Origin of the sequence: Aureimonas sp. D3 (assembly GCF_001463805.1) — a bacterium.
In the GTDB taxonomy this organism is placed as follows: Bacteria; Pseudomonadota; Alphaproteobacteria; order Rhizobiales; family Rhizobiaceae; genus Aureimonas; species Aureimonas ureilytica_A.
Window position 1 is genome coordinate 1 of sequence record NZ_BBWM01000007.1, and the last position, 556, is coordinate 556.

The 556-nt window shown below is 64.7% G+C and carries 1 pseudogene; it reads left to right on the forward strand.

The features are described from left to right. Positions 1–556 (forward strand): annotated as a pseudogene (gene tpa / locus AUL36_RS02815) (hypotaurine--pyruvate aminotransferase Tpa); the annotation flags it as partial.

Sequence of the window (556 nt, forward strand, 5' to 3'; positions counted from 1 at the left end):
CGCCGTGCGCGACCAGCTTGTCAAGCTGAACTATTTCGCCCAGTCCGCCGGCTCCATTCCCGGATCGCTTTTCGCCGAGAAGCTCCTGGAGAAGATGCCCGGCCTGTCGCGCGTCTACTTCAACAATTCCGGCTCGGAGGCCAACGAGAAGGTCTTCAAGATGGTCCGGCAGATCGCCGAGCGCCATCACGGCGGCCAGAAATGGAAAATCCTCTACCGCGAGCGCGACTACCACGGCACCACGATCGGCACGCTCGCCGCCTCCGGCCAGTTGCAGCGCGCCGCCATGTACGGACCCTACCCGGACGGCTTCGTCATGGTTCCGCACTGCCTGGAATACCGCAAGCAGTGGGATGTCGAGAACTATGGCGAGCGGGCGGCCGACGCGATCGAGGAGGTGATCCTGCGCGAAGGGCCGGACACGATCGGCCTTCTGTGCCTCGAACCCGTCACCGCCGGGGGCGGCGTCATCGTGCCGCCCGAGGGCTACTGGCCGCGCGTGCAGGAGATCTGCCGCAAGTACGACATTCTCCTGCATATCGATGAGGTGGTCTGC